17 protein-coding genes and 1 pseudogene are annotated in these 19,074 nt (G+C 47.7%); 8 read left to right on the top strand and 10 right to left on the bottom strand.

Annotation, left to right across the window (positions count from 1 at the left end; all coding sequences use genetic code 11):
• Position 1: 1 nt before the first annotated feature.
• A complete protein-coding gene (locus tag MOX91_RS06135) occupies positions 2-1,483 on the bottom strand; it encodes a butyryl-CoA:acetate CoA transferase (RefSeq protein WP_370397201.1) in 1,482 nt (493 codons plus the stop codon).
• A 282-nt stretch (positions 1,484-1,765) separates the two neighbouring features.
• Here MOX91_RS06135 and MOX91_RS06130 point away from each other — a divergent pair.
• Positions 1,766-2,146 (top strand): annotated as a pseudogene (locus tag MOX91_RS06130) (DpnI domain-containing protein); the annotation flags it as partial.
• 59 nt (positions 2,147-2,205) lie between these two features.
• Positions 2,206-2,439: a hypothetical protein gene (locus tag MOX91_RS06125; RefSeq protein WP_370397200.1), complete on the top strand. Its 234-nt coding sequence runs from the start codon at positions 2,206-2,208 to the stop codon at positions 2,437-2,439.
• Positions 2,440-2,517: 78 nt separating this feature from the next.
• Here the strand turns inward: MOX91_RS06125 and MOX91_RS06120 are convergent, their stop codons facing one another.
• The 5 genes from MOX91_RS06120 to mce all read right to left on the bottom strand — a co-directional run bounded on the left by MOX91_RS06120 (position 2,518) and on the right by mce (position 7,214).
• Complete coding sequence (locus MOX91_RS06120; protein WP_370397265.1) at positions 2,518-4,077, bottom strand: sodium ion-translocating decarboxylase subunit beta; 1,560 nt, start codon at positions 4,075-4,077, stop codon at positions 2,518-2,520.
• A gap of 181 nt (positions 4,078-4,258) precedes the next feature.
• Positions 4,259-4,654, bottom strand: coding sequence for a biotin/lipoyl-containing protein (locus MOX91_RS06115; protein WP_370397199.1), 396 nt, complete (start codon positions 4,652-4,654; stop codon positions 4,259-4,261).
• Between the two features lie 24 nt (positions 4,655-4,678).
• Complete coding sequence (locus MOX91_RS06110) at positions 4,679-5,155, bottom strand: OadG family transporter subunit (RefSeq protein WP_370397198.1); 477 nt, start codon at positions 5,153-5,155, stop codon at positions 4,679-4,681.
• 21 nt (positions 5,156-5,176) lie between these two features.
• Positions 5,177-6,730: an acyl-CoA carboxylase subunit beta gene (locus MOX91_RS06105; protein ID WP_370397197.1), complete on the bottom strand. Its 1,554-nt coding sequence runs from the start codon at positions 6,728-6,730 to the stop codon at positions 5,177-5,179.
• A gap of 52 nt (positions 6,731-6,782) precedes the next feature.
• A complete protein-coding gene (gene mce / locus MOX91_RS06100) occupies positions 6,783-7,214 on the bottom strand; it encodes a methylmalonyl-CoA epimerase (RefSeq protein WP_370397196.1) in 432 nt (143 codons plus the stop codon).
• 282 nt (positions 7,215-7,496) lie between these two features.
• On the opposite strand from mce, the gene MOX91_RS06095 reads away from it, so the two are divergent.
• The 6 genes from MOX91_RS06095 (at position 7,497) to MOX91_RS06070 (ending at position 13,984) form a co-directional block, all read left to right on the top strand.
• Positions 7,497-8,537 (top strand): sugar phosphate isomerase/epimerase family protein, encoded by a 1,041-nt coding sequence (locus MOX91_RS06095; protein WP_370397195.1) that lies wholly within the window; start codon positions 7,497-7,499, stop codon positions 8,535-8,537.
• Between the two features lie 273 nt (positions 8,538-8,810).
• On the top strand, positions 8,811-9,350 hold the full coding sequence (locus MOX91_RS06090) for a hypothetical protein (RefSeq protein ID WP_370397194.1): 540 nt from the start codon (positions 8,811-8,813) through the stop codon (positions 9,348-9,350).
• 18 nt (positions 9,351-9,368) lie between these two features.
• Positions 9,369-10,724, top strand: a complete 1,356-nt coding sequence (locus tag MOX91_RS06085) for a Gfo/Idh/MocA family protein (protein ID WP_370397193.1) — start codon at positions 9,369-9,371, stop codon at positions 10,722-10,724.
• A 54-nt stretch (positions 10,725-10,778) separates the two neighbouring features.
• A complete protein-coding gene (locus MOX91_RS06080; protein WP_370397192.1) occupies positions 10,779-11,426 on the top strand; it encodes a discoidin domain-containing protein in 648 nt (215 codons plus the stop codon).
• Positions 11,427-11,543: 117 nt separating this feature from the next.
• The gene (locus MOX91_RS06075) at positions 11,544-13,022 is read left to right on the top strand and encodes a sialate O-acetylesterase (protein ID WP_370397191.1); all 1,479 of its coding nucleotides are present in this window, start codon (positions 11,544-11,546) and stop codon (positions 13,020-13,022) included.
• Positions 13,023-13,087: 65 nt separating this feature from the next.
• Entirely contained in the window at positions 13,088-13,984 is an 897-nt protein-coding gene (locus MOX91_RS06070) for a DMT family transporter (RefSeq protein ID WP_370397190.1), read from the top strand.
• Positions 13,985-14,033: 49 nt separating this feature from the next.
• Here MOX91_RS06070 and MOX91_RS06065 read toward each other — a convergent pair whose 3' ends face one another.
• From MOX91_RS06065 to lepA, 4 genes are all read right to left on the bottom strand, one after another.
• Complete coding sequence (locus tag MOX91_RS06065) at positions 14,034-14,987, bottom strand: N-acetylmuramoyl-L-alanine amidase family protein (protein WP_370397189.1); 954 nt, start codon at positions 14,985-14,987, stop codon at positions 14,034-14,036.
• Between the two features lie 172 nt (positions 14,988-15,159).
• Positions 15,160-15,801, bottom strand: coding sequence for a translation initiation factor IF-3 (infC, locus tag MOX91_RS06060; protein ID WP_370397188.1), 642 nt, complete (start codon positions 15,799-15,801; stop codon positions 15,160-15,162).
• A gap of 125 nt (positions 15,802-15,926) precedes the next feature.
• Positions 15,927-17,204, bottom strand: coding sequence for a signal peptidase I (gene lepB, locus MOX91_RS06055; protein WP_370397187.1), 1,278 nt, complete (start codon positions 17,202-17,204; stop codon positions 15,927-15,929).
• 4 nt (positions 17,205-17,208) lie between these two features.
• Positions 17,209-19,005, bottom strand: coding sequence for a translation elongation factor 4 (lepA, locus tag MOX91_RS06050; protein WP_370397186.1), 1,797 nt, complete (start codon positions 19,003-19,005; stop codon positions 17,209-17,211).
• Positions 19,006-19,074 lie beyond the last annotated feature (69 nt).

The raw sequence follows: 19,074 nt of genomic DNA, 5'->3' as shown, positions 1-19,074 counted from the left end.
GTTAGAAAACAGCTTTATGCATATCGCCTTCTTTTACGAAAGCTTCGTGCATTGCATACGCCTTTGAGAGCGTCTGCGGAGTGTGCCCTTTGGCGACGCTTGCCATGTACGCGCGGAGCAAGTCGCGGTATTCGGGAGCGGCGCAGTTGTTTATGATAAGCTCAGCTCTCTGCATCGGGGTTTTGCAGCGCAAGTCGGCGACGCCGTATTCCGAGACAACAACGTTTACGGAGTGTTCGCTGTGGTCGGCGTGCGAAACAAGCGGAACAAAAGCGGAAATCAAGCCGCCTTTTGCAACCGCGGGAGTCGTGAAAATCGAGATGTACGCGCTTCTTGTGAAGTCTCCCGAGCCGCCGATGCCGTTCATCAAGTTTTTGCCCATGATGTGCGAGGAATTTACGTTGCCGAACAAGTCCACTTCAATCGCGGTGTTGATTGAAATAATGCCGAGTCTGCGCACCAATTCAGGATTATTTGAGATTTCCTGCGGGCGGAGAACGATTTTATCGTGGAAGAATTTGATGTTGTCGTAAATTTCTTTGAGCTTGGGCGAGGTAACCGTAAGCGATGTCGCGCTCGCAAATTTCATGTGCCCGTTTTCAAGCATGTCGATTACGGAGTCCTGCAAGACTTCGCTGAACATTGAAAACTGCGGAATGTCGGGATTTGAACCCATTGCGCCCAAGACAGCGTTTGCGATGTTGCCCACGCCGCTTTGAATTGGCAGAAATTCCGCGGGAATTCTGCCCGCCTTCATTTCAGCGGCAAGGAAATTCGATACGTTTTCGCCTACTTTTGTCGTGATTGCATCGGCTTCTTTAAATCCGCCGACTTCGTCGGGGCGGTTTGTGAGTACAATGCCGACAATTTTTGACGGATCGACTTTTACCGTTTCCGTGCCGCAACGGTCGGAGCAGGTGTAAATCGGAATTTCGCGGCGGTAGGGCGGGTTTGCCGTTTCGTAAATATCGTGCATTCCGCGCAGCTTCGGCGAATGGTATTCATTAAGCTCGATGATTATTTTATCGGCGAGCTTCAATCCCGTCGGAGAAATGCCTACGGAAGTAGTAAGCAGGATTTCGCCGTTTTCGGAAACTTCCGCGGCTTCGACAATCGCCCAGTCGAACTTGCCCAAAAAGCCGTAGTTCATGTACTGCGGGGTCATCGAAAGGTGCATGTCTGTAAAGTTTATAGAACCTGCATTGATGCCCTTTCGCATGTCGGCATTCGACTGATAGGGGGCGCGGTATTCGAGTGCGTCTGCCTGAGCCAATACGCCGTCCAAAGAAGGGCCGCCGGATGCGCCCGTGATTGCCTTTATCTTAAATTCCCTGCCTGCCGCATGTTCTGATTTTGCTCTTTCTGCGATAGCTGTTGGGATTGCCTTTGCCGCACCCGCAGGGGTGAAACCGCTGAAAGCAATGTTGTCGCCGTTTTTGATGAGGCTTGCCGCCTCTTCCGCTGTCATTGTTTTGTAAGCCATAGCTGTTTTGTGTTTTTGAGAAAATTACGAATAATTCAATACCTAACTTTTTTTTTCTCAATTAAAAAACGCAGAAAAAATCAATTTTTTCGCAAAGAAGGCTTTGCTCAAACGATTGATTCCATTTTTCTTTCCATTTCGATTTTCTTTGAAAAAGACCAAAAAAACATTTTCATTAAACCCGAAAAAATGGTTTTATGATTTTAAAATTTAACACATCGCTTGCGGAGAATTACCATTCAAATTCGCAGAAAATAAGAGTAATGAGCGAAGTGGGTCGGTAGGTTTTGTTTTTGCACAAAGTGCGGAAGTTCTTTTTCCAAATTTAAGGACAATATACCAAACAGGGATTTTTGTTGCCCTGAATGCGGAAGTGTTTTTGAGCTTAAAAGCAAGATGGGCGGATTTTCAAGGACTATTGTTGACGGCAGTTATTGCGCGATGATGGAAAATATTCGAAAGGGGCTTGCCCCGAATATTATGCTGTTGGAATACGGCAAATTTTTTGAAGTTCGCAATTTGATTGTTATTCTGAAATTTTATATTACAGAAAATATAATAATAAAAAGATCTTCTTTGAGGGAAGACGCGTGCAGAACGGGGTGGATTGGGTGCAACATCCGCTACGGGGAATTCCGAAGAGCGGAAAGCTTTTTGTTGTGAGAAACGGAGAATTGTAAAACAAAAGCCAAATTATCGGAAGTTTCAACAAAATGTCATTTTTGGGAGAAATCGCATGCGCTAAGAAAAAATGGCTTATGGATATTTTAAAATGTCTTGAAAAATTGAATATGAAAAACTTTTCATTAAATGACATTTATTCATTTGAAAATTTTTTGCGCGAAAGACATCCTTTAAATAAAAACATAAAAGCAAAAATAAGACAACAACTGCAAATTCTAAGGGATTTTAATTATTTGAAATTTGTCGGAAGCGGAAACTATGAGATTTTATAATTGTTTTTTGCGAAAATTTTAAACAACAAAAAAAGGGACGCCGTTTGAGCGTCCCTTTTGGTTTTGTGAAATTTTGTATTACAGCCCTTTCAAGGTCGAGATGAAGTAGCCCGCGACAACCGCTGTTCCGATGACGCCCGCGACGTTTGGTCCCATTGCGTGCATCAGGAGGAAGTTGCTTGGGTCTGCCTTCTGTCCTTCGACGTGCGAAACGCGTGCCGCCATAGGAACTGCCGATACGCCCGCAGAGCCGATTAGCGGATTTATCTTGTCTTTTAAGAACAAGTTCATTGTTTTCGCCATCAGTATGCCTGCCGCTGTCGAAATCGCGAATGCGACAACGCCCAGTCCGAGAATGAACAGCGTTTTTGAGTTCAAGAAGCGGTCTGCCGTCATTGTAAGACCTACGGAAGAGCCCAAGAATATCGTTACGATGTTTATGAGTTCGTTTTGGGCGCACTTGCTTAGTCTTTCGCAAACGCCGGATTCTTTGATGAAGTTGCCGAACATGAGCATACCTATCAAAGCCGAGCAGTCGGGAACGAGCATGATTACGAAAATTGTGACGAACACGCAGAATATGAGCTTTTCAAGCTTGCTTACCTTGCGCAAACTCGTCATCTTGATTTTACGTTCTGTTTCCGTTGTCAAAGCCCTCATGATAGGGGGCTGAATAACGGGAACAAGAGCCATGTAGGAATATGCCGCAACGGCAATCGGAGCCATCAAATGCGGGGCGAGTTTGTTCGACGTGAAAATCGAAGTCGGACCGTCCGCGCCTCCGATAATGCCGATAGAGGCGGCTTCGGGGGCTGAAAAGCCTATTGCGATTGCACATGACAAGGTTGCCAAAACGCCGAATTGCGCCGCGCCGCCCAAAAGAAGTTTTTTCGGGTTTGCGATAAGCGGGCCGAAGTCCGTGAGAGCGCCGACGCCCAAGAAGATTATCGGCGGGAAGAGCTCAAGAAGAACGCCCATCGAGATGTAGTGGTACAAGCCGCCCGCGTGGGTGTTTGTAAGCTCGATTATTGTTTGGTTCTTTGCAACTTTGTCGCCTTCCTTGAAGTTTATCTTATCGACAGTTCCGCCCGCGTTAAGCCAAATGAGCTTGTCGTTTGGCATAATTGTGAGCTTTCTGCCTTGGAATTCGACTTGGCATGATTTGTTCATCCATTCGCGTTCGCCTTCCATGGGCTTGTCGGGGCGCACGATTGCCAAAAGTTTCGGCGTTCCCGTACCCTTGTAGGACAAGTCCACCTTGCCTTCTTCCTTTACTTTGGGAGCGGTTTCCCTTTCGATTTTTGCGAGATATTCTTTTACTTTTGTTTCAAATTCCGCAAACTTTGCATTTTTCGCCTCGGCAGTGTTTTCCCTTACTTTTTCGTCGGAGAAAATGCGCCACAGGGTATCGTACTGGTCTTTTATCACTCTCGAAGTGGAAAGGTTTTCCTGCTCCGATGTGAAGATGTATTCCACGATGCCTGTTTCGGGAGACAAGATGGGACCTGCCGGCTTGTTAACAACGCCGAAAGTCGGCAAGTTTGCAAGCAATGCGCCAAATGCGATTGGAATGAGGAGCAGTGGTTCAAACTGGTGTTTTACCGCCAGATAGAACAAAACTCCAACCACAACCCACATCACAATCATCTTCCAGTCCGTATAAAACAGCCCCGAGTCTGTGAGAAGTTCTAATAATTGGTTTAACATTTGCATTTAAATTTTTTTGACACGCAATGCGCATCAAGTTGTTGTCTTGCTTTTTTCGATAAAAAGCGTTGATTTCCGAAACCGCCGCTTTCAGCGGTTTCGGAAGCGAAACTTACGCCAATGTCACCAAAACGTCGCCTTCCGCAACGCTCTGACCCGCGCTTACGTGGATTTCTCCGACGGTGCCTGCCTTGGGGGCAAAAACAAAAGTATTCATTTTCATGGCTTCCAAAGTCAAGAGCTTGTCGCCTTCCTTGACCTGTTGACCCTGCTTTACGTCAACAGATACAACGACTGCCGCGAGCGCGCTTGTGACTGCGTTGCCGCCTGCGGGGGCAGCCTTTGGAGCCGCGGGCTTGGGTGCCGCAACGGGAGCTGGAGCCGCAACAGGAGCGGAAACAGCCGCAACCGGAGCTGCCGCTGAAGCGGATGATTTTGATACTTCGCCGAGAACTTCTACTTCTACGTCGTATGCGTTGCCGTTAATTGTGATGCGTAATTTTTTCATATGTGTGTCTTTCTTTTTTAAATTTTATCTTTTTGGTGATTTTGATGAGAATATTGCGTTTCTGCCCGAGCTTGCCCAGTTGAAGTCGGGAGCGGCTCTTTTTATTGAGGAGACGGCGCATTCCGAGCCTGCCGCCACTGCTGCCGCCGCGCTTATTACTGCCAAAAGTTCGGGTGTCAAACCTTCCGCAGGCTTTACCGAAACCACCCTGTGGGGTGCTCCGTCCAACGCGGCATAAACCGCGGAACTTATGACGCCCGCAATTTCGCGGGATTTTTCCTTTTCGAGCCGAGCTTGCTCTTCCGCTTCAAGGCGAGCCTTTTCTTTGGCTTGCGCCGCTTTTTTTGCGGCTTTTTCGTCTGCCATTTTAAAGGGCATGCCCATCAGTGTTGTGGCAAGCATCAAACATGCAAGCACCCCGACTACCACAATAAAACCTATCAGCATGAACGATACGGTTTCAGAGGCATTGGGATACAGTGCTATTGCCAGTGTATTCATATGTCGTCTTTCTATAAAATCTTACAGCGGAATGTTGCCGTGCTTCTTGGGCAGGCGCGTCTGGCGTTTTGAAAGCGTTGCGCGGAATGCCTGTGCCAATACGCCGCGGGTTTCGGCAGGTTCTATTACGTCTGTAATCATGCCCTTGGTTGCCGCCTGGTAGGGGCTTGCGAACTTTTCCCTGTAGTCTTCGCGAAGCTCTGCTTCCTTTGCCTTCGGGTCGGCGGCTTCTGCAATTTCCTTCTTGTAAAGAACCTTGCAAGCTCCTTCCGCGCCCATGACGGCGATTTCTGCTGTCGGCCATGCAAATACCATGTCTGCGCCCATTTCGGTGTTGCACATTCCGATGTACGCGCCACCGTAAGCCTTGCGCATTATGAGCGTGATTTTCGGGACTGTCGCCGAAGCGTAGGCAAAGAGCATTTTTGCGCCGTGCCTTATTATGCCGCCCTGTTCCTGCGCCAAGCCCGGCATAAATCCCGGAACGTCAACCAAGTTCAAAATCGGAACATTGAAAGCGTTGCAGGTGCGGATGAAGCGCGCCGCCTTGTCAGCTGCGTTGATGTCGAGGCATCCCGCCTTGAATGTCGGCTGGTTTGCGATAATGCCGATAACGACGCCTTGGATTTTCGCAAATCCCGTCACCATGTTCTTTGCCCACATGTTCTGGATTTCAAAGAATGAATCCGCGTCAACGATGCGTTCAATCACCTTGTAAACGTCGAGGGCGATTTTTGAAGATTCGGGGACGATTTCGTTTAAAGTTTCGTCGTAGATTTTTTCAACGGGCATCGACAAGTCGTGCGGAGCTTCCTGCATATTGTTTGAAGGAAGGTAGGAAAGCAGCTTTTCGGAAAGCTCGATTGCGTGCTTGTCGTCTTCCGCTACAAGATGGATATTGCCCGAAATTGTTGCGTGCGCCGCCGCAGAGGCGAACGATTCGGGGTCTGCCTTTTCGCCCGTTGCCGCCGCAATAACCTGAGGACCGCAGATGAAGAGGTTTGAGTTGGACTTTGTCATGATGATGAAGTCCATCAAAGCGGGGCTGTAAGCCGCGCCGCCCGCGCATGGACCCGCGATTATCGCAATTTGCGGAACGACGCCCGAAAGGTTTACGTTTTGCCAGAAAATTTTTCCGTATCCGCCCAAAGCTTCGACGCCTTCTTGAATTCTCGCGCCGCCGGAGTCGTTTATTCCGATTACGGGCATGCCGTTTTCGGACGCGAATTTCATGAGCTTGCAGATTTTTTCCGCGTGGGCGGAGCCGAGAGAGCCGCCGCTTACCATGAAGTCTTGCGCAAACGCCGCAACGGGTCTGCCATTAACAAGACCTATGCCGCTTACCAAGCCGTCGGCGGGGCAGCTTTTGCCCAAGCCGTCAAAGAGGTTGTAATTTTGCGTCACATGCATCCCGAACTCTTGGAAAGAGCCTTCGTCGAAGAGTGCTTCCAAGCGTTCGCGCGCCGACATCAAGCCTTTTGCATGGCGTTTTTCAAGCTTTGCATCGCCTCCTGATGCGATGATTTTCTTGCGCCTTGCTTTCAGGTCGTCCAATAATTTTTGTGATATTGCCATTTGTATTCCTTAAAAAAGAGTTGGAATTTAAGAAAGTTTGCAAATTTGTCAATTATTTGCAACCGCAACCGCATCCGCCTTTTGCGTCTTGGCAGAATTCAGTGAGAATGCCCGCCGTGGATTTCGGGTGCAGGAATGCGATTTCCTTGTGGTGTGCGCCCGGGCGCGGAGTCTGGTCTATGAGCTGTGCGCCTTCCGCCTTGACGCGTTCAAGCTCTTCGGGAACGGAGTCGGTAAAGAATGCCAGGTGGTGGATTCCTCCGCGCGGATTTTTTTCGAGAAATTTTGCAATGGGGCTGTCTTCGGAAGTCGGCTCCAAGAGTTCCAAATGCACGCCGCCAATAGTAAAGAAAGCCGTTTTCACCTTTTGGCTAGGTACTTCTTCAACGCCTTCGCATTTGAGCCCCAATATTTTTTCGTAATAAGGCAGAGCCTCTTCTATTGATTTTACCGCTATGCCCAGATGGTCGATTTTCTTTAACATAATTTTCCTTTTCTTGTTTCTTTGCTTTTTAAAAATATGCAGAAAATAATTCAATTAACTTTATACAGGGAAAAAATCCTGTCAAGATTTTATAAAAATAAAACGGAGGCTTGGTGTTGCGCGGTTTTCGCCGTTTAAAAAAGCTTGTTTTTTATTGACAGGCTGTTGGTTTTCGTATTTTGTTAAATTTGTTATTTGACCCGTTTATTTCGGCTTTTGCTTGTGCTTTGCCGCGAAACGGCGGAATTTTTTGTAAAATTAAACTTAAAAAAAGGAAATTATATGGGAAGACCTGTAACAATCTTCACAGGGCAATGGGCGGACATTCCGTTTGAAAAACTTGCGCCGATGATTAAGTCGATGGGCTACGACGGCGTTGAAATCGCCTGCTGGGGCGACCACTTTGACGTCGATAAGTTTGACGACGAGGAGTATTTGAAAGGTCGTTGGGCGATTTTGGAAAAGAACGGCTTGAACTGCTTTGCAATTTCAAACCACTTGATGGGGCAGTGCGTTTGCGACAACATCGACGTCCGCCACAAAGGCATTTTGTCTGCCGAAGTTTGGGGCGACGGCGAGCCCGAAGGCGTGCGCAGGCGCGCGGCTGAGCAGATGGTGAAAACAGCAAAAGCTTGCGCAAACTTCATGAAACTGCGTCCCGCTTCAATGGCGAAATCTCCGATTGAGCCGACCGTCAACGGCTTTACAGGCTCTTCAATCTGGCAGTGGCTTTACTCTTTCCCGCCGGTTCCGCCGTCGGCAATAGAGGAAGGCTACAAGGATTTCGCCGCGCGCTGGACTCCGATTTTGGACGAATTTGACAAGGTTGGCGTAAACTTCGCGTTGGAAGTCCACCCGACTGAAATTGCGTTTGACATTGCTTCTGCCGAAAGAGCGCTCTCTGCAATCAAGGGGCATAAGCGTTTCGGCTTTAACTACGACCCGAGCCACTTCGGCTATCAGGGCGTTGACTACGTTAAGTTCATCCGCAAGTTCGCCGACCGCATTTACCATGTCCATGTCAAGGACGCATGGTGGGGGCACGGCAACGGCGAAGCGGGCGTATTCGGCGGACATACCGAATTTACCGATCCGCGCCGCTATTGGGACTTCCGCTCTCCCGGACATGGCGATGTAAACTTTGAGGAAATCATAGTCGCTCTAAACGACATCAAGTACAAGGGTCCGCTTTCTGTTGAATGGGAAGATGGAAGAATGGACAGGGTTCACGGCGGCACGGAAGCTTGCGCATTTACTCGTAAGATAGATTTCCCGACTTCAGACGTCGTTTTTGACTCCGCGTTCGACAAGTCAAATCAGTAATTGTTTAAAAAAATCCCGAAAATCCGCGTAAAGTCCGATTGTTTTTTTGGATGGGCGCGGAAATTTCGGGATTTTATGTTTTTTTTGCAACATTCTAATAAAAACATATTTAACAGCATGCCTTGTTCGTGCGTATATTTGAATGTTTTTGGGCGTCCGCAAACCGGGCATTTTTTGCTTGAAAAATAAAAAAATTTAAAAAGAATATAAATCACAAATCTTAAAGAAAATATTATGCAAGAAGAAAATTGTAAATCATCATTCACACATACAATGGCGTTCTGGCTTTTGCGTTTTTGGCTCGCTGCCAGGGCAATCGGTACGGGGTTGGTAAAATTCCAGGGCGAAGGACAGACGGTCAAGGCGGAATATGCCGACCTTGATGCTGAAACATTGCAGGCAATGGGCGCGGAAGCTTTTGACAAGGCTCAAACTTTGGGCTTCCAGTTTTATCACGGCTTGCCGGCAAAAGGCCCTATGAGCATTGAAGGCTTTACTGCAAGCCCTCTTATGCCGTCATTTATGGTAGAGCCTTACGCCTATGTTTTGGGCTATGCGCTAATAGCTCTCGGCGTTGCTCTCTTGCTTGGCGTCTGCACACGAGTAACTCTTTTCTTGATGGGCTTGCTTTACATTTCTTTGACATACGGATTCATCATCTTGGAACCCACTTTGCGCGACGCTTCCGCGGCGGGCATCGCATATTTGGGCGTCCACATGATTATGATTGTTGCGGCTCTGCTTCTTGCAAAGCACAACAAGTTTGAACTTTTGCCCTGCGGCAAGCTTCCTTGCTGCAAGTGCAACAAATAACAAAAAGGGGGATAAAATATGGAATATAACAGACGTGACTTCTTGAAGCTCGCAGGTCTTGCGGGCGGCGGTCTTATGATGTCTTCGAGCGTTGCTCGCGCACAGGAGAAAAAGGTCGCACCAAGCGAAGAATTAAACATTGCGCTCGTCGGCATGGGTGCGGAAGGCGAAGTTCTTTTGAACAGCCTTATTAAAATTCCCGGAATTCGCTTCCGCGCGGTTTGCGACATTTGGGAATGCCGTCGCCGTTATGCACGCGGCCGCATCTTGGGCGCGACTGCAAAGGCAGGCAAGAAAACAGATCTTAAAGACCACCTTTACGAAGACTACAAAGATCTCATCGCAAATGAAAAGGACTTGGACGGTGTAATCATCGCAACTCCGGACTTCTGGCATGCTCCGCAGACGGTTGACTTCTTGAAGGCAGGCGTAAACGTTTACTGCGAAAAGATGATGTCAAACACTGTCGAAGGTGCACGCTCAATGGTTCGCGCGGCTCGCGAAACAGGCAAGCTTTTGCAGATTGGGCACCAGCGCAAGTCAAGCCCGCGCTATCATTATGTTCGCGACGTGCTTTTGCGCAAATTGAACCTTTGCGGTCAGATTACAGGCGCGAACGCCCAGTGGAACAGAGCTGTAACTAAGGACTTGACTGTCCCCGAAGGCAAGGCATTCGCAATTTCTGACGAAACTTTGCAAAAGTACGGCTTTGAAAACAAGCAGAAGTTCCGCAACTGGCGTTGGTACAAGGGCTTGGGCGGCGGTCCAATCTCCGACCTCGGCGCGCACCAAATCGACATCTTCGCCTATATGTTCGGCGGACGTCCCAAGAGCGTAATGGCAGGCGGCGGCAACAACTTCTACAAGAAGGATTGGTATGACGACGTAATGTGCATTTACGAGTTTGAAAAGACTTATCAGGGTTTCCCAGCGCGCGCTTTCTATCAGGTTCTCACAACCACGAGCGTAGGCGGATACTTTGAACAGTTCTTCGGTACGGACGGCTCCATCAAGATGTCCGAAAATCCTGCGCTCACAAAAATCTTCAAGGAACGCGGTCGCCCAGAACTCGACGCAAAGTGGGAGAAGTACGTTGCAGACGGATTGCTCGTCAAGAAGGCGGCAGTCGAAGTCAAGACGGAAGACGTACGCGAATCCAAGCCGCCGGAAGAATACGGCTTTGAAGTTGACTTCAAGGGCAAATTCATCCACCAGCCGCACTTGGAAAACTTCTTCAACGCTATTCGCGGTCAGGAAAAACTGAATTGCGACGGCGAGCATGCGTTTGAAGCGGAAGCCGCAGTTTACAAGGTAAACGAAGCGGTTGCCGCAAAGAAAATGCTGGAATTTACAGACGAAGATTTTAAGGCTTAACCGCCTTAAAGTCGGACTCGAATTTCCGTTAACATAAAAGAAAGGATTTTTATCATGAAAAAAACATCTATTATTCTTGGTATCTTGGCGTTTGCTTTTGCACAAAGTTTCGCTGAAATGAAGCCTCTTAAACTCGATGTTCCTCCCTCTCAGTTGGAAGGCACTCCCGTTCCCGTAAAACTCGCGGGGCAAAATCCCGTTGAAGAACCGAATCCGACGGTTATGGTTCCGGACGGCGTTAAGAACATCGCGCTTAAAAAAGCGGTGACAGCTTCCGACGACTTCCCCCTCTCGGGCGAGCTTGAATTCATTACCGACGGCGACAAGGGCGGTTCAATGGGTTCTGTCGTTTCCATTTCCGGCGGTTTGCAGTGGGTTCAGATTGACCTTGGCAAGGAATCGGAAATCTATGCCATCGCGGTTTGGCACTTCCATTCCCAGAAGAGGGCTTACAATGACGTTGTAATCCAAATTTCAAACGATGCCGAATTCAAGAAGGACGTTGTAACAGTTTACAACAACGACCACGACAACTCCGCAAAGATGGGCAAGGGTTCCGACAAGGCTTGGATTGAAACAAACGAAGGCAAACTCATCGACTTGAAGGGCGCGAAGAAGGCTCGCTATGTCCGCCTCTATTCAGACGGCAGCAGCACTGACGAAACCAACACCTACATCGAAGTTGAAGTTTTCGGCAAATAATCCGAATTGAGTTTATTTTGAAGCGGCGTTTAGGATTTTCTTGGACGCCGCTTTTTTATGCGTATTTTATTTTTTTTTGATTGAATGGAAGTTGTTTTGCGTAAATAATTTTTTATTATGAAATTAAAAATAATTGCAATGATTTTGGGGGCAATCTCCGCAATTACAACTTTTGCCGACGTCAGGTGCGCGGACATATTTTCAGACCATATGGTCTTGCAGGTGAACATGCCTATAAGAATTTGGGGTTCGGCAGATGCGGGCGAAAAGATAAATGTAAAATTTATGAATTTGAAAGGCTCTGCGGTTGCGGGTGCCGACGGCAAGTGGAGGGTCGATTTGCCCGCCCCAAAAAAGTACGTCAAAGAGGGTCAGGAGCTTGTTGTTGAAGGAAAAAACAAACTGGTTTTTAAGGACGTGCTGGTTGGCGAAGTATGGGTTTGCTTGGGGCAGAGCAATATGGACGTCAACATAACTTCGATGAATGACGCAAAGGAGTTTTTGGACAAAAATTCAAACCTGCCGCTAATCCGCTACTATTTCATACCGAAAGCCACTTCTGCAACTCCGAGGGGCGCGCATGATTTGAAAGACGCACAAAAATGGTTGCCCGTAACACCCGAAAACCGCAAACAGTTCAGCAGGGCGTCTGCGGTCGGCTCGAAGTTTGCGGTGGAGCTATTTGAAAATCTTAACGTCCCTATCGGCTACATCAGCGCGGCGGTTGGCGGTTCAAGGCTTGAATCATGGATGACGCGCGAAGCGGCTGCGGCTGCGGGCGAAACGGCGTATGTCGAACGCATGGAAAAGCTCTTTGACGAATGGCAGGCGCGGGACATCGCAAAGTGGGAAGCCTTGCCTGCGGAAGAAAAGGCAAAGAGAAACAAGCCCGACAACCGTTGCGGCGTGATTTCTTGGTGCCACAATGCGATGGTTGCGCCCCTTATGCCGCTTTCAATGCGTGGCGAGATTTGGTATCAAGGCGAAATGAACAATGGCACGCACGACAACTATATAAATCTATTCCCCGAATACGCAAAGATGATGAGAAAGTTCTTTGAAAATGAAAATCTTTACATCTTTACGGTTCAGCTTCCCGATTCCACCGACAAGGGTTGGGCGCCGCTTCGCAACGTGCAGCGCAAGCTTGGCGACATGGTTGAAAAGAGCGGGGTTGCGATAATCATTGACGGCGGCGAAACCGAGTTGCACCCGAGAGACAAAACCAAGCCCGCCCATCGCTTGGCAATTATGGCTCTTGCGGACGTTTACGGCAAAAAAATAATATCCCGTTCGCCCATGCCTTTAAAGCTTTCGCAAAAAGGCGATTTTGTGAGTGTGGTGTTTAAGAATGTCGGAAAGGGTTTGAAAATTTCCGACGGGCAAGGCGTGCGCTGTTTTGAAGTCGCCGGAGAAGACGGGAAATTTTACAACGCGGAAGCCAAAATCGCTTCAAAAAATTCCGTTAAAATTACACTTCCTTCCGAAGTTTCAAGCGTGAAAAAAGTCCGCTACGCGTGGGCGCCCGATCCCGACGTAAACTTGTATAACAGCGCGGACTTGCCTGCGAGTCCGTTTGAAGAACCTGTGGAATAGGGCGTTAAAAAAAACTTCATATTTTAATATGAAGTTTTTTATTTCAACATTGGCGCGGAGTGCAAATGAAAGTTGATGTCAAAAATTTTATTGGTTATTCTGCGGGGATTATCACGGGAATAGCCTATGGACTAAATCCGCTGTTTGCCGTGCCCTTGATGAGAAATGGAGCATCCATTGAATTTATATTGCTCTTTCGATATGCCTTTGCTGTATTGCTTTTGGGGATTTTTCTTCTTGCGCGCGGGCAAAGTTTCAAGGTGTCGTGGGGGCAATTTTGGGTGCTTTTGCTTCTTGGTTTGCTTTATGCTTCAAGCAGCGTGTTTTTGTTTGAGGCGTACAATTACATAGCTTCGGGATTGGCGACAACCCTTATATTTCTTTATCCCGTGTTTGTCGCAATTATAATGGTGTTTTTGGGAGTTGCGCCATCGCGGCAGGTGTGGTTTGCAATTTTTGCGACGTTTTTCGGGGTTGCCGTCATGGCTTGCGAAAATTCTTCCCAATCGGTAAATTTTACAGGCGTATGCCTTTCGATGGCTTCCGCTTTTGTTTATGCCGTTTTCATCGTCATAATCAACCGCAGTGGGGTAATAAAAAACATTTCAAGCTATATCATTACTTTTTATTCTCTTCTGGCGGGGGTTGTGATATTTTTCATTAAGACCGCATTTTCCGAAATGCCTGCAATAGGCGTCATTGATATTTGCGGATTTGGAAATCTTTTGGGGCTTGCAATTTTTCCCACGATTGTCTCTACGGCGACATTGGCTGTTTCAACACGAAAAATAGGGGCAACAAAAGCTTCCGTGCTTGGGGTTTTTGAGCCGATTACTGCAATAATCGTGGGAACATCCGTTTTCGGGGAAGTTTTGTCCGCAAATATTGTTGCGGGAATTTCGATTTCAATTTTTGCCGTGGTATTTATGATAGTTTCTGTATCTGCAAAAAAAGACGGCTGAAAATTTAAGATTTTCGGCGTTTGTCAGTGGTGAAAAACCGCATTAAATTTTAGGGCTTTTGATTGTTTAGCCTCTTCAATGTTTTCGAGTATCTGAAAATTCCATTCGCGATTGCTTTTGCCAAAGAATCCCGATAGCTTGCGGAGCATAGTTTGCGGGCTTCGGCATTATTTGATATAAAACCGCATTCGACCAAGGCGGCAGGCATTTTTCCGTCTTGCAAAACTGCAAATCGCGCGCGTTTCGAGCCTCTGTCGGAAGAAGATGCCGCTTCTTTCAATTCGCTTTGGATGTAATATGAGAGCAGGGTGTTCCAGCTGTTTTGGATTTCTCCGTTAAAATTGCGCTTGTCCTTTACCGACATGGTCGAGGCATTTGTTGAGTTCTGACCTTTGGGGGTGAGGGAGTACGTTTCAACGCCCGATGCGCTCGGCCCCGCCGCATTTATGTGTATGCTTAAAAATAAGTCCGCGTTTACTTTGTTTGCTTTTGCGGGGCGTTCGGGAAGTTCCAAAAATACGTCTTTATAGCGCGTAAGCGAAACTTTGAAACCCATTTTGCGCAGATATGCCGCAATTCTTGAAGAGATGTCGAGAGTCAAATTTTTCTCGAAAACCCCGAAAGTTTTGCTGATTGCCCCCTTATCTTTGCCTCCATGCCCGGGGTCTATCATTATGTGGCGCAGGGGCGGGGGGACGTTTGAAACTTTCGGAAATACAATGGGGGTTATTGTTTTTTCTATGTCGCGCGATGATACATATAGAAGCCCCCCCATTTCCACAACTGGGTCTCCGAGCCACACTTTTACGCCGTTTAAATCCATGTCGCGCCTGTGGACGTCGAAGGTCATTGAAAAGTTGGAGCTGTAAATTTGCTGGCGTTTTTTGGGAATGGTTGTTTTGTACTTCATCCCGAACCGCCTTGCGATTTTTGAAACGGGAATGTAATAGACCCCTTTTACATCGATTGCCGCAAGTTCCGCCGCACTTCCCAAAAAAAGCACACCAAGTCCAAGCGCTTTTAAAAAGCGTCTGCGCGAACAATCTTGGAAAAATGCGCCCTCGCTTTTGCGGCTTTTATTTGCGCTCCCGTCATAAATCTTGCTTTTAAAGGATTTAAACAGGGTTGCAAATAAATTTTTGGGCGCATGTTCCATCATTAGAAGTCTCCGAAAACTATTCGGAGTCTGACGCCGAATCGTCTTCTTCGGGGATGTCTTCGTCTTCGCCGGAATATTTCAGCTTGCGCTGGTTTTGAGCGACAGGAGAGATTGTGACCCCTATGTTTTTGCCCATGAGCTTGGGTTCTGAATCGGCGTGCCCCATGTGGTTTAGGTCTGCGATTGCGCGCTTTACGATGTCGAATGCTATGTTTTTAAATTCCATTTCGCGGCCGCGGAGCATCATTGTGATTTTCAGCTTGTTGCCTGAAAAAAGGAAGCGTTCGGCGTTGCGCATTTTTGTTTCGTAGTCGTGCCTGTCGATATGCGGGCGCAGTTTTACCTCTTTTACTTTTGCGGTGGAAGTCTTGTTCGACTTCTGCTTTTTCGCTTCTTCGTAGAGGTATTTTCCGTAGTCCAAAATTCTGCAAACCGGCGGCTCGGCGTTCGGCGAAACTTCTATCAAGTCGAGCTTGTACTTTCGAGCCAATGCCAAGGCTTCCGCCGTCGGCATAACTCCGACTTGCGTTCCGTCGGGACCGATTACGCGGACACGCGGAACTCTTATTCTTTCGTTTCTGCGCGGTCCGTAGTTCTTTGCGAATTTACTATTTTTTTGGTGCGGGTTTGGTTTGCCGCTTGGGTATTGGTTTGCCATTAATGTTTATTTGATATTTCTTTATTCGTTTAAATAGCTTTAATTAAAAATTTCAACAACTTTTTAACGGTATGTGTCAAAAAATCTTAAAAAAAGCATTGCAAGATTTTTTTGCGGGACGGGGATTACTTTGCCGCCCCCCAGCGGTTTGTGAACGGGTAGAATATTACGAGCGCCTTGCCCACCACCGCTTTTTCGGGGACAAATCCCCAGTATCGGCTGTCCCAGCTGTTTTCCGAATTGTCGCCCATGGCGTAGTAGCTTTTTTGCGGAACTTTTACGGTTGCGCCGTTTTCGAGCATTCCGAAAGGCTTGTAGCCGCAGTAGCCGTTTATCATTTGCGCGTTTTCGTCGAATGCTTCGGAGCCTTCCGCGGGCTTTTCGTTTACCATCAGGGTTGAGCCTTCTATTTTAAGGGAGTCTCCGCCGACGCCGACAAGCCTTTTGATGTAGTATTTGTCGTCGGGCACGCCTCCGTTCTTGGCGGTTATGCCTTCGCACATTCCCGTTTTAAATACAATGGGCTCTCCGACTTTCGGCTTTCTGAAATTGTAGGTAATGCGGTCAACAAACAGCATGTCGCCGCCAAGTATGTCGAAGTTTAGTATGCGCTCTCCCGCCTTTTTTTCGCCGAGGCTCAAATAGAGTTTGCCGTCGATGTTTATGATTTTTGCGCGCGTTGAGATGGCGTTTATGTATTCTCCCGCGCTTTCGTTTTTGGTCATGAAGGGATACGCCTTTTGAATTACGCCGTCCAAAGAAAAGTCGGCGGGAACAGACAGCTCTTCTGTTGCGCCCCCGACTTTAAACGAATAGACTTTTTCGCGCGATGGCAATACTCCGAGCCATCTTGAAGGGCGTATTTCGCTATGGAAAATCCCTCCGTTTGCCTCCATTTGCGACGGGTGGTTTATGCGTATTAGAACTTCGCCGCCTTTTTTAGCGTTTAATTCGTAATTGGACGCTTTTTTTGTTATGAGATTCCATGCTTTTTCCCTGAACGACGGGGCATCTTGCCCTTCGGCATATACATGCGATGTCATTCCGTAAAAGGACGGATACATCGAATTTGTGGGAATTTGGAAGGGCTGGAAGAAAAACGAGCGCAGGCTGAGCGCGAGTATGCCCGCAACAAATACGACGTCAACGTTGTCCGCCCAAAAGCCGAGCGGATAAATCGTCCCGCCGCATTTTTTCATTTGGCATTCGAGTTCATTACACGCCTCTTTAAAGCGCGGCAACCTTGTTTTGCCGTCGTCGAAAAGGTTTTCGACTTCCTCTATCAAGGCATGCAGCTTTTCCGCGTTTTCGCTTCCGATTACGTCGCGCCTGTAATTATAGACGTTGTATGCGGCTGAAACCAGCTCTTTTATGTGTTTGTCTTTTCTTGAAAACGGGAACATTTTTTTACTTGTTTGATTTTAAGACGTCGATGAACGCCTCTTGCGGAATTGAAACTTTGCCGATTTGCTTCATGCGTTTTTTCCCCTCCTTTTGCTTTTCAAGGAGCTTCTTCTTTCGGGTTATGTCGCCGCCATAACATTTTGAGGTGACGTCTTTTCTGAATGAGCCGAGGGTTTCGCGGGCGACGATTTTGCCGCCTATTGCTGCTTGGATTGCCACTTTAAACATTTGGCGCGGGAGAATGTCTTTTAGCTTTTCGCACATCATTCTGCCTTTCGCTTCCGCTTTCTCGCGGTGGACGATTGATGAGAATGCGTCAATTTGCTCCCCGTTTACCAAAATGTCGAGGCGCACCAAGTCGGAGGCTTCGTAGCCATTCATTTCATAGTCCAGGCTTCCGTAGCCGCGCGTGATGCTTTTCAGGCGGTCGTTGAAATCTATCAGAATTTCGTTTAGCGGCAGGTCTGCGGTTATCATGACGCGTGTCGGGTCGATGTTTTCGGTGCGTTCGCAAAAGCCGCGCTTTTCGGCGATAAGCGCGAGCATGTCGCCTATGGATTCGCTTGGAATGTGTATGTGCGCCTTGATTTTCGGTTCGTAAATTTTTTCTATCGTGGAAGGGTCGGGCAGGCGCACGGGGTTGTCGATTTCTATGTTGCTTCCATCGGTTGTGGTGAGTTTATAGACGACGCTTGGGTATGTTGAAATGATGTCCAAGTCGTATTCGCGCCTGAGCCTTTCCTGTATGATTTCCATGTGCAAAAGACCGAGGAAGCCGCATCTAAACCCAAATCCGAGCGCGACCGAATTTTCGGGCTGGTAAATCAAGGCGGCATCGTTTAATTGAAGCTTTGAAAGGGAAGTCTTTAATTTTTCGTAGTCGGCGGTGTCGATAGGGTATATGCCCGCAAAAACCATCGGCTTTACTTCCTTGTATCCCGGCAGCATTTCGCTTGCGGGATTTTCGGAAAGGGTGATGGTGTCTCCTATTTTGATTTCCGTCACGTCTTTTATGTTTGTTACGATGTATCCCGTACAGCCTGCCGTAAGCTCTTTTTCGACAACCATATTCGGCTTGAACCTGCCGACTTCCTTGACTGTCGTGCGCGCGCCGTTTGACATCATTTGAATGTCGGAACCCGCCTTTATTGTTCCCGAGAAAATTCTGACGTAGCAGATTACGCCTTTGTAGCTGTCGAAAACGCAGTCAAAAATCAAGGCGCGGGTTTGCGGGTAGTCTGCAAGGCGGGGGGAGGGGATTTTTTTTACAACCGCGTCCAAGATGTCCTTTATGCCGATGCCCGATTTTCCGCTTGCCAAAATAGCGTCGTCTGCGGGAATGGCAAGAACGTCCTCGACTTGTTGAAGGCATTTTTCGGGGTGCGCGCTCGGCAAATCCACCTTGTTGATTACGGGGATTATCGCGAGGTTTTGGTTCATCGCAAGGTTTGCGTTCGCTACCGTCTGGGCTTCTACGCCCTGCGCCGCGTCAACTAATAAAAGCGCGCCTTCGCAAGCGGCGAGAGACCTTGAAACTTCATAGGAAAAGTCAACGTGCCCCGGGGTGTCAATTAAGTTTAAAAGGTATTCTTTCCCTTCAAAAACGTAGTTCATCGAAACGGGATGGCTCTTGATTGTGATGCCGCGCTCGCGCTCCAAATCCATCGAATCGAGGAGCTGGTCTTGCATGTTGCGCTTTTCGATTGTTTTGGTCATTTCCAAGAGGCGGTCAGACAATGTTGTCTTGCCGTGGTCAACGTGCGCTATGATGCAAAAATTCCTGATGTGTGAAGTATCCATTCCCTTTTTAAAACATTATTCTCAAAAAGGAATTTATTTTCCAAAAAACATTTTGTCTTGCAACCAAAA

The sequence above is a fragment of the Intestinicryptomonas porci genome (assembly GCF_033971905.1).
Classification (GTDB): Bacteria; Verrucomicrobiota; Verrucomicrobiia; order Opitutales; family Intestinicryptomonadaceae; genus Intestinicryptomonas; species Intestinicryptomonas porci.
This window is presented reverse-complemented; position numbering and strand designations above follow the sequence as displayed.

Coding starts and splice junctions, on each gene's coding strand:
- MOX91_RS06135 (WP_370397201.1), bottom strand. CDS start 1,483: ATGGCTTACAAAACAATGACAGCGGAAGAGGCGGCAAGCCTCATCAAA.
- MOX91_RS06120 (WP_370397265.1), bottom strand. CDS start 4,077: ATGTGGGTTGTGGTTGGAGTTTTGTTCTATCTGGCGGTAAAACACCAG.
- MOX91_RS06115 (WP_370397199.1), bottom strand. CDS start 4,654: ATGAAAAAATTACGCATCACAATTAACGGCAACGCATACGACGTAGAA.
- MOX91_RS06110 (WP_370397198.1), bottom strand. CDS start 5,155: ATGAATACACTGGCAATAGCACTGTATCCCAATGCCTCTGAAACCGTA.
- MOX91_RS06105 (WP_370397197.1), bottom strand. CDS start 6,730: ATGGCAATATCACAAAAATTATTGGACGACCTGAAAGCAAGGCGCAAG.
- mce (WP_370397196.1), bottom strand. CDS start 7,214: ATGTTAAAGAAAATCGACCATCTGGGCATAGCGGTAAAATCAATAGAA.
- MOX91_RS06095 (WP_370397195.1), top strand. CDS start 7,497: ATGGGAAGACCTGTAACAATCTTCACAGGGCAATGGGCGGACATTCCG.
- MOX91_RS06090 (WP_370397194.1), top strand. CDS start 8,811: ATGGCGTTCTGGCTTTTGCGTTTTTGGCTCGCTGCCAGGGCAATCGGT.
- MOX91_RS06085 (WP_370397193.1), top strand. CDS start 9,369: ATGGAATATAACAGACGTGACTTCTTGAAGCTCGCAGGTCTTGCGGGC.
- MOX91_RS06080 (WP_370397192.1), top strand. CDS start 10,779: ATGAAAAAAACATCTATTATTCTTGGTATCTTGGCGTTTGCTTTTGCA.
- MOX91_RS06075 (WP_370397191.1), top strand. CDS start 11,544: ATGAAATTAAAAATAATTGCAATGATTTTGGGGGCAATCTCCGCAATT.
- MOX91_RS06070 (WP_370397190.1), top strand. CDS start 13,088: ATGAAAGTTGATGTCAAAAATTTTATTGGTTATTCTGCGGGGATTATC.
- infC (WP_370397188.1), bottom strand. CDS start 15,801: ATGGCAAACCAATACCCAAGCGGCAAACCAAACCCGCACCAAAAAAAT.
- lepB (WP_370397187.1), bottom strand. CDS start 17,204: ATGTTCCCGTTTTCAAGAAAAGACAAACACATAAAAGAGCTGGTTTCA.
- lepA (WP_370397186.1), bottom strand. CDS start 19,005: ATGGATACTTCACACATCAGGAATTTTTGCATCATAGCGCACGTTGAC.